This is a genomic window from Paenibacillus sp. BC26, assembly GCF_900116125.1.
Classification (GTDB): Bacteria; Bacillota; Bacilli; order Paenibacillales; family Paenibacillaceae; genus Paenibacillus_Z; species Paenibacillus_Z lignilyticus.
This window is the reverse complement of the sequence record NZ_FPAD01000001.1, coordinates 2,300,762-2,309,055: the sequence shown is the minus strand read 5'-3', so window position 1 is coordinate 2,309,055 and position 8,294 is coordinate 2,300,762. Positions and strand designations below refer to the sequence as shown.

Annotated in this window: 10 protein-coding genes and 1 riboswitch; of the genes, 5 read left to right on the top strand and 5 right to left on the bottom strand. The window is 48.4% G+C overall.

The features are described 5' to 3' along the window. Positions 1 to 80 precede the first annotated feature (80 nt). The 4 genes from BM412_RS09985 to BM412_RS09970 all read right to left on the bottom strand — a co-directional run bounded on the left by BM412_RS09985 (position 81) and on the right by BM412_RS09970 (position 2,744). Complete coding sequence (locus tag BM412_RS09985) at positions 81 to 710, bottom strand: methyltransferase domain-containing protein (RefSeq protein WP_091217014.1); 630 nt, start codon at positions 708 to 710, stop codon at positions 81 to 83. A 133-nt stretch (positions 711 to 843) separates the two neighbouring features. Then, a complete protein-coding gene (locus tag BM412_RS09980; protein WP_091217012.1) occupies positions 844 to 1,344 on the bottom strand; it encodes a C40 family peptidase in 501 nt (166 codons plus the stop codon). A 239-nt stretch (positions 1,345 to 1,583) separates the two neighbouring features. Next, the gene (locus BM412_RS09975) at positions 1,584 to 2,042 is read right to left on the bottom strand and encodes a cupin domain-containing protein (RefSeq protein WP_091217009.1); all 459 of its coding nucleotides are present in this window, start codon (positions 2,040 to 2,042) and stop codon (positions 1,584 to 1,586) included. A gap of 147 nt (positions 2,043 to 2,189) precedes the next feature. Then, positions 2,190 to 2,744, bottom strand: a complete 555-nt coding sequence (locus tag BM412_RS09970) for a superoxide dismutase family protein (RefSeq protein ID WP_091217007.1) — start codon at positions 2,742 to 2,744, stop codon at positions 2,190 to 2,192. A gap of 204 nt (positions 2,745 to 2,948) precedes the next feature. Here BM412_RS09970 and BM412_RS09965 point away from each other — a divergent pair, with 204 nt between their 5' ends. The 5 genes from BM412_RS09965 to BM412_RS09945 all read left to right on the top strand — a co-directional run bounded on the left by BM412_RS09965 (position 2,949) and on the right by BM412_RS09945 (position 7,863). Further along, positions 2,949 to 3,938, top strand: a complete 990-nt coding sequence (locus tag BM412_RS09965; RefSeq protein WP_091217005.1) for a Gfo/Idh/MocA family protein — start codon at positions 2,949 to 2,951, stop codon at positions 3,936 to 3,938. Positions 3,939 to 3,940: 2 nt separating this feature from the next. Continuing rightward, positions 3,941 to 4,810: a sugar phosphate isomerase/epimerase family protein gene (locus BM412_RS09960; protein ID WP_091217002.1), complete on the top strand. Its 870-nt coding sequence runs from the start codon at positions 3,941 to 3,943 to the stop codon at positions 4,808 to 4,810. Positions 4,811 to 4,923: 113 nt separating this feature from the next. Further along, positions 4,924 to 5,325 carry a DUF2203 domain-containing protein gene (locus BM412_RS09955; RefSeq protein WP_256256224.1) on the top strand — a complete coding sequence of 134 codons (402 nt, stop codon included), beginning with the start codon at positions 4,924 to 4,926 and terminating at the stop codon, positions 5,323 to 5,325. Between the two features lie 190 nt (positions 5,326 to 5,515). After that, the gene (locus BM412_RS09950; protein ID WP_091217000.1) at positions 5,516 to 6,640 is read left to right on the top strand and encodes a glucosaminidase domain-containing protein; all 1,125 of its coding nucleotides are present in this window, start codon (positions 5,516 to 5,518) and stop codon (positions 6,638 to 6,640) included. A gap of 83 nt (positions 6,641 to 6,723) precedes the next feature. Then, positions 6,724 to 6,824, top strand: a riboswitch (purine riboswitch). Between the two features lie 82 nt (positions 6,825 to 6,906). After that, positions 6,907 to 7,863 carry an EamA family transporter gene (locus BM412_RS09945; protein WP_091216997.1) on the top strand — a complete coding sequence of 319 codons (957 nt, stop codon included), beginning with the start codon at positions 6,907 to 6,909 and terminating at the stop codon, positions 7,861 to 7,863. A gap of 92 nt (positions 7,864 to 7,955) precedes the next feature. On the opposite strand, the gene BM412_RS09940 is transcribed toward BM412_RS09945, so the two are convergent. Then, positions 7,956 to 8,144: a hypothetical protein gene (locus BM412_RS09940; RefSeq protein WP_091216994.1), complete on the bottom strand. Its 189-nt coding sequence runs from the start codon at positions 8,142 to 8,144 to the stop codon at positions 7,956 to 7,958. Positions 8,145 to 8,294: the final 150 nt, after the last annotated feature.

Sequence of the window (8,294 nt, the reverse complement as noted above, 5' to 3'; positions counted from 1 at the left end):
AATGCTCCTCGCCCCCCCCTTAGGATTGCCTTTTTCAAATTCGATGCAGTTTGCACACTAACTCAAACATATGCACCTGCTTAAGGGGCTATGCTACGAAGCATGGTTACGGCATGCGGCTCAGGGTGAACTTCATTACACAGCGCTAACCATTCCTCATCCGTCAGTGGCGCCTTCACGACGACATAATAATACAGAATCTCATCTACAACGTTAGCTTGCAGCTCTTTGAGTACTTCGAGCTCATCGGGTTCATAGAGATCGGTTAGATAAGGGGCTTGATAGAATAGCTCCATGCGAAGCAGCCTGAAATCATAAGGAGGAGGCGTGACATAGCTGTACGGCGATAGGGGAGGACAGATCGGACTTCCGGGAGGTTGTTTGAAAGAGGCCGTCATATAACGAGGCGTGTGTTCATCGAACCGATGCTTTAAGAAGGGATTAGAGCTGTGTCGAAAATTATGCGCGTACGGGCACAGCAAACAAACTACAGTCTTGTGAACGCTGACTCGGTAGATTTCACGCAGAGTGAAGTTTAGGTCGCTTACGTAAGGCAGCATGCGGCTCACGGCAATGAAATCGATGGCATTATCGGGAAACGGAATCTCGGTATTCAGATCGCTGACCAGATTGACACCCGGCAGTGCATAACGGTCAATCCCATAGCAATCCGGGAGTTTATTGGCGCCGCAACCGATATCCAGTTTCATTGTTTGAACCCCCCTTACACGCGAATACTCTATTAGCTTCTAGTGTATGGAGACCAAGGGGAGCCTGTATATACGCTTGCCCAACGAAACGAAAAACGTGCAGAGCACCTAGATGCCCTGCACGAAACGGAACTTAAATGACATCGCGAGCCGTTACGAATGTTTTGTCCCAAATGCTGCCTTTGAATGTGGAAATGGTAACGCCGATTCCAACGCGGTACGTTTGAAGTACTTTGCCGTTGCCGATATAGATGCTGACATGATTGATTTTGCCGTCACGATTCGTATCCGAGAAAATAAGATCGCCCTTTTTCAGGTTGCTTTTCAGAACCCGGGTTCCTTTAAGCGCTTGCTGTCTCGACGAACGCGGAAGGCTGATGCCATTCTTTTTATAAACATATTGCACGAATGACGAACAATCAAATGCGCTCGTAATGCCGGATTTGGCACCGAATTTGTAAGGTACGCCCATATATTGTTTGCCCTTATTAATGATGTTGCTCGCAACGACGGAGTCGGATGCAGCGTGAGTCGTCTTCGGCGTAAGAAGCATGCTTCCGGCAAAAGCGATAGATAGGCTGAGTGCTACACCTGCTAGTTTTCTACCTATACGCTTGTTTGTTGTGTTATTCATGACTTCCTCCTATTAATTGAGAGTATAGTGTGATTACTGGATGTCGTGATCACCTGGAGACCACTATATCACAGCTAGAAAAACCACTACTTACCAATGTGGAGGAAAACTCTGCATTACGAACGCTTTCACTGTAATTGTTAGAATATGATTAGAAAACATTCATTCATTTCCCATTGACAATGAGAAAAGGCCAATCAGGAACATCCTGATTGGCCTCTTGCTTAATAATGTAGGGTTTAAGTGCGTTGAATGAGCGTGAAATCATCATAATGAAAGCCCGGTGCGACAACACAGGATACAAAGACGGGCTCATCGCCGAGCGGCTTGGCCATCTGCCATACATTTGCCGGAACCAGCGCTTGAGGGCGCTGACCCTTCGCGATATCCGGTCCGATAATAATGTCTTCGGTCTTCTCCGGATTCTCTCCCGTACCGCCTAAGCGGAGCAGAAGCGGGCTGCCGGAATGCCAGAGCCACAATTCATCCGACAGTACCGTATGCCAGTCTGAGGTTTCTTCCGGATGCAGAACAAAGTAAATGGATGTTGCGGCAAACCGTGCGCCGGAATAGCGTTCTCCCAGAATAGCTTGCGGAATCTCGAAGGAGGCTTTCCACAATTCTTTGTACCAGCCGCCTTCCGGATGCGGTTTAAGGTCCAAAGCTTGTACAAGCGGCGATAATTCTTTCGTTAACATCAGTTTGGTGGCTCCTTTAGCTGCTCTCTATATAAGATCTATAAGTCCATCTCCATGTTTCAATTTAACGTATGACAAGACCGGTTGTAAATGGCCATGATCCTCGCGATATACGAAGTCATGGCCATGGATGGCAACACGATTGCTTTATTGTATGACTCCGCATACAATGCGATTTCCTGAATTTCCGGATGGGTCGGTTGCGTAATCATCGGCTTTCTCATGAATGACAAGCGCAGTTCCGCCTGTTTTCCGGAGCGAATTAGGTTGGTTCGGCGCTAGCGTAACGATTCTTGTCTCGATATCTACTTTGACCGAGCCATCCGCAGCTACGGAGATATTCGGTAAATCCCCAACATGGAACCCCTTCGGATTGTTAAATCCATGCTGTTTGGTCTGCGGGTTGAAATGTGCGCCTGCCGTCTTAAAGTCAGGCGCTTCGCATTTCCCGGTTTCATGAAAATGAATGCCATGGACACCCGGGGGCAAGTTTTTGGCTTCTACGTGCAGCACGACGGCATCGTTTTTCTGAGTTAAGGATGCCATTCCGACTTCGGTGCCGGCTGCTCCAAGCAGTTTCACTTGAACGACGGTCGGTGCCGCTTCTTGAACGGGGTGCGCGCCGGCAGGACCGCCAATGGATGCAGCCAGCAGAACGAAGCAAACGGCCGTTCGGGTTGTATGTTGCAAAATTCTTTTCATAACGCTGTGTATTCCTCCTGTGCATTGATCACGAGCTCTTGCTTATCATTACCTACTTTGTAATTGTCCAAACGTGGACATCGCTTAGCATATCTTGTCGCATATTTGGATTGGTAGCGGCTTTGATTTGTGTTAGCTTAGTGTGGAGATGTCTTATTTAACCAAATGCCTTATCTATTTGAAGCATAAGCGGGAGGGAAAATAATGAGCTTGATTCGAGTTGGGATGATTGGAACCGGCGGCATAGCGGGGTGGCACGCGCGTCAGCTGTCTGAGCTGCCGGAAGTGCAAATTACAGCATTAGCAGATCCGAATGCAGCAGGCAGAGCACAGTTTGCCGCGCAGAATCAATTAGGTGATATTCCGGCATTCGCGGAATACTCCGAGATGCTGAATGAAGTGGAGCTGGATGCGGTCGTCATTTGTTCACCGCATACGCTGCACTTTGAGCAGGCAAGCGCCGTATTGCGCAAAGGCCTTCATGTATTAATCGAGAAACCGATGACTTGCTCCTCTGAGGAAGCGAAGACACTAATCGAGCTGGCTGAAGAAGCCGGAAAAATCATGCAAGTTTCGTATCAGCGTCATTTTCAGCCTGAATTTCTCTATATCCGGGATGCCATTGCAAGAGGCGAGATCGGCAAGCTGACTTCGATTACCGCCTCTCTGTATCAAGAGTGGAGACAGGGGACGCCGGGCTCTTGGCGCCAGGACCCTGCGCTGTCCGGCGGCGGTTTCCTGATGGATTCCGGCAGCCATATCATTGATGTTCTGCTATGGACGACGGGACTGACACCGATTGAGGTTAAACCTCAGCTGCATATGCACGGCACGCCTGTAGAAATCGATACGTTCACTTCGATTCGATTTGCCGAAGGTGCCGTTGCGGGTCTGAATCTGGTTGGTTTCGCGCCTTGCTGGCATGAGACCTTTGTCTTCTGCGGAGAAGAAGGCGGAATCTTCTATGATAACGGCCGCATCACGCTTCGCCGCTTGAGACAAGAGCCCATCGTTCCTGAGCTGCCTCCGGTATCGACTAATCAGGATAAGAGCTTTATTGATGCGATCTTGGGTCGCCATGATGTGCTTGTACCCGGCGAGTATGCGCTTAAAGTCGTGCAATTATCCGAAATGATTTATGAAGCCGCAGGATATTCGCCGTTGGGACATTTGGAATCTGAGGAGGTAAGCTAAAGATGACGTATTCCATTGGCATGCGTATTCCGCCCATCATTGGCCGTGGAGGCATTCGAAATACCGCTGCATGGGCAGCAGAAATCGGACTCGACATCTTAGATGTTTCCGAGTTGACATCCGAGGCGAAGCAAGCCTGCAATGAGTTTGGCATTGGCATCGGATCCGTCGATGCACGACATACCGCGCAGTTGCTCAGCCGTGATGATGCCCGCCGCTCGGAAGCGGTCGAGGCGACCAAACGCCAGATGGACACGATGGCTGAGCTTGGCGGCAGCGTCATGTTTATGTGTTTGGTTCCGGAGGATCTTTCACTTCCTCGTTCGGAGGGCTTCGCCATCTGGAAGGATTCCTTCCCGGAAGTCGTGCGACATGCCGAGCAGCGCGGCATCTACATTGCGATCAAAGGCTGGCCGGGTCCGGCACCTCATTATCCTACGCTTGGCTGCACGCCTGAGATGTGGAGAGCGATGTTCGAGGCGATACCTTCGAAACATTTTGGCCTCAATTATGATCCTTCTCATCTTGTCCGCCTCGGCATCGACCACTTACGCGCATTATCGGAGTTCGGTGAACGCGTCAACCATTGTCATGGCAAGGATACGGAGCTTCTTAATGAAGAGCTGTATGAATCCGGCGTGCTGCCGGCAACATTCGGCGCGAAATACGGTTTCTCGGAAGGATCGTGGCGTTATACGATACCGGGTCACGGTGCGGTCGAATGGAGCAAGGTGGCCGTTCGCTTGGATCGCCTTGGGTATAAGGGGGCCATCAGCATTGAGCTGGAGGATCATCGTTTCTGGGGAAGCTTGGAGAAGGAACAGCAGGGAATTGTGAAAGCGGCGGAGCATTTGCGGACTTATTTTAAATAAGAGAGGGAACGAGAATCGAAGTGTCGAAGTCGGACGCGGGGTTCTCGTTTTTTCATGGCGCGCCGTTTGACCTCGTTCATTTGATTTTAGTACACTTAATGTAAGGAGTGGATATGAAAGTGGACCAAATTCATTTTACATTAAGCGAAGCGAATGCACTATTACCGCAGCTGCAGGAAGATCTGCTGAAGCTGCAGCTGCTGACGCAGCAATTCGAAGAAAAGTTTGATGAATTGCAAGTATTGAAGGCGACTACATCCCGAGAAAATGAGGATCCTTTCTTTGAGGTGGAGAGTCAGCTTGAATTTATGCGGATGGAAATTGACCTGCACATCGGAAATTTTGATCGGAAAGGCGTTTTTCTCAAAATGATTAACCCGGGATTGATCGATTTTCCCTCGATTCTCAATGGTGAGGAAATTCTAATCTGTTGGAAGCAAGGCGAGGATCGAATCTCTCACTATCACGGCTGGAATGACGGTTTTATGGGGCGCAAGGCGTTTCCGGAAGCGTGAAAAAAGATTAAAAAACACTCATAAAGGAGCCTGAATCACTCAGGCTTCTTTTTTGTTCGCTAAAGAAGGAATGTCCATCGACAAAAGTACATATTTTTCTTACAGAAGGTTTGACATGCTTTTCAGAAGATAGCATTTACAATCTAACCTATATCGGAAAGGCCCTTAAATCCAAGGAAGAGGTGTTTCAATGACTAGAACCATCCAGTGGAATGTAGTGGCTTATATGATTTGTGCTTTGTTTGTAACGACAATTATCCTATCCTTTACCTTTACGAATGCACTTTGGAATTCCCAAATAGCCGGAATATCTGCTCCGCACTGGCTTACTAACAAGACGGCTTCATCAACCAAGTCTCTAACGCCTGCATCACAAGTCATACATCTGCCGAAATCATTGTTTCAGCCCGTAACCGTCATCCCCAAAGCATCGACCATCGAAATGGTTGAACCAATACGACAAATCCCCGTACCAGCAACGCCTGTCACCGTCGTTCCGATGGCAAAACCTATCCATACATATAAAGTAACGGCATTCTACCTCAATGTACGTTCCATGCCGGACGCAAGCTCAACCATCCTTACCGAAGTGAAGCAAGGCGAGCTGCTTCAAGTTGTTAGCGTAACCGAATCGGGCTGGCTGTCACTCAAAGATGGCGGCTATGTCCATGGCGGCTATGCAGAGGAAGTGCCGCAGATAGCACAAACGGTATCGCAAACGACCGCAGTACCCGTAAACCAAGTGAAAGACGCTAAAGTCGAAGTGTCCACCGCATCTGTGGCTAATCAGACAGTTAAGAAAGTGAATGCGCCAACGGCTGCTATTGATCATTTACCCATTAAGAAGAAGCTTGTAACGCCTCTGGAGAAGCTGGCTAAACCGACATCCAAAGTGATGTCCGACTCGGGTCTAAACAAAGAGCAAATCGCGACTATTCTGAAAGGAACGAAGCTTGCCGGCCATGGACTGGAGGCAGCCGTTCTGGCCATTGAAGATAAATATGGCATTAATGCGTTCTTCACGATCGCCGTCATGAAGCTTGAAAGCGGTAACGGGTCGAGCCGATTGGCGCAAAATAAAAATAATTTGTTCGGTTTGAACGCCGTCACAGGCAAGAACGCCTATAAAAAAGCCTTTTCCTTCGCCACCAAGGGGGAGAGCGTGAGGAAATTCGGACAACTCCTCTCCGCCAATTACGTCGAGCGCGGCTATACGACGATTGAGAAGGTTGCGAAGAAATATTGTCCTGCAAACGGCCGATGGGCAGGGCATGTCCGAAGTATCATGCGAAGTGACTTTCTGAAATTAGCTTAATTTCCGTCAATCACCTGTTGACAGAAACTAACGAGTCATGTTACATTTCCATGAGTGATCACAAGCAGTTGCAACGGAAAACATACTTAACTTCATAATAAATTCGTATAACCTCACGAACAACAGGGTGAGGGTATCTACAGGAAGCCTTAACTTCCTTACTACGAATACGGAATGATCGGTCGATGATTCTGTATTTGTGGTAAGGAAGTTTTTTGTGTTTTGGTTTCTGATTATACGCAAGTTTCGAAAGGGGCATCTTAGAGATGAAATATATGATATCTGTATTTCTAGGCGCGGTCAGCTACGGGATTCTGTCGACGATCGTGGTGAAAGCTTATGGACAAGGCTACAGCCTTGGTGAGGTTGTCGGCACGCAGCTGCTAACCGGATTTATTCTATCCTGGCTGCTGGTTCTTGTGTTGAAATTACGCAGTAAACGGCAAGCATCGAAGTCAACGGAACCGGTGCTGCAATCGCTCAGCTTAACATGGAAACAACGTTTCATGTTGATGTCGGCAGGGATTCCGACGGCATTGACGGGGCTCTTGTATTATCAATCGTTACGTTACATTCCGAATTCACTTGCGATTGTACTGTTGTTCCAATTTACCTGGATGGGCGTACTCATTCATGCAATCAGCACGCGTAAACGTCCCAACGGAATCATGCTGTTAACGCTTAGCATCTTATTCGGCGGAACTTTGCTCGCTGCCGGAATTTTGGAGCAAGGTATTTCCGAGTTCAACTGGACCGGTATCGCGCTTGGATTGCTCGCTGCAGTCAGTTATTCGCTCTTTATTATTTTCAGCGGAAAAGCCGTCCCGGCTGTTCATCCCGCTCAACGTAGCTTGTGGATGATCACAGGCGGAATGATCTTCGTGTTTATTCTATTCCCGCCGGTGTATCTGTTTAACGGCGTGATCTGGAGCAGCTTGCTGCTGTTCGGTTTCCTGCTTGGTCTGTTCGGTGCTTTTATTCCTCCCGTGCTGTTCGCAGCGGGGGTACCGCATATCGGCGGAGGGATGGCCGGTATTCTTGGCGCATCGGAGCTGCCTGTAGCGGTAATGCTATCAGCGGTTGTGCTGCATGAGCAGGTAAGTGCGCTACAGTGGGCCGGAGTCGTTCTGGTGCTGCTAGGCGTTGCACTGCCTGAACTGGTTAAGGGATCTCGAAACAAAGGCAATACGACGCGCAAAAAGCTTGAATATTCCGCCGGTTAGTTCGTAATTACTTCGACTGGCTTGAGCAAAATAAGTGAAGCCCGATTCCATAAGGAACGGGCTTCATGTTTTGTTTGGTATCCGATTAGGGACTACTCTTGATCTTCAGCTTCATTAGCAGCAACATTAGCTGCCGTTTGGTTCGAAGCAGGGTTATGCTGGAATACTTCAGCCGCTTCTTCTGCGGAGAACTCGGTGTCTGCTGCACCTGCAACCGGAAGCTTGTTTAATGCCACGGATTGCACGTCTGCTTTAGAAACTTCATTTTGTCCGTTTGCCATGTGTGTGATCCTCCTCATTCTAAGTAAATTGCAACAGACATTAATGTACCCAAGCAGGTATCGATGTTATGCATGACGAATTGAAAAATTAAACTTTTTATCGATTTAATCCGTTATTAAGATTAGCTTCATTTCAATTTTATGTCGATC

Coding starts and splice junctions, on each gene's coding strand:
- BM412_RS09985 (WP_091217014.1), bottom strand. CDS start 710: ATGAAACTGGATATCGGTTGCGGCGCCAATAAACTCCCGGATTGCTAT.
- BM412_RS09980 (WP_091217012.1), bottom strand. CDS start 1,344: ATGAATAACACAACAAACAAGCGTATAGGTAGAAAACTAGCAGGTGTA.
- BM412_RS09975 (WP_091217009.1), bottom strand. CDS start 2,042: ATGTTAACGAAAGAATTATCGCCGCTTGTACAAGCTTTGGACCTTAAA.
- BM412_RS09970 (WP_091217007.1), bottom strand. CDS start 2,744: ATGAAAAGAATTTTGCAACATACAACCCGAACGGCCGTTTGCTTCGTT.
- BM412_RS09965 (WP_091217005.1), top strand. CDS start 2,949: ATGAGCTTGATTCGAGTTGGGATGATTGGAACCGGCGGCATAGCGGGG.
- BM412_RS09960 (WP_091217002.1), top strand. CDS start 3,941: ATGACGTATTCCATTGGCATGCGTATTCCGCCCATCATTGGCCGTGGA.
- BM412_RS09955 (WP_256256224.1), top strand. CDS start 4,924: ATGAAAGTGGACCAAATTCATTTTACATTAAGCGAAGCGAATGCACTA.
- BM412_RS09950 (WP_091217000.1), top strand. CDS start 5,516: ATGACTAGAACCATCCAGTGGAATGTAGTGGCTTATATGATTTGTGCT.
- BM412_RS09945 (WP_091216997.1), top strand. CDS start 6,907: ATGAAATATATGATATCTGTATTTCTAGGCGCGGTCAGCTACGGGATT.
- BM412_RS09940 (WP_091216994.1), bottom strand. CDS start 8,144: ATGGCAAACGGACAAAATGAAGTTTCTAAAGCAGACGTGCAATCCGTG.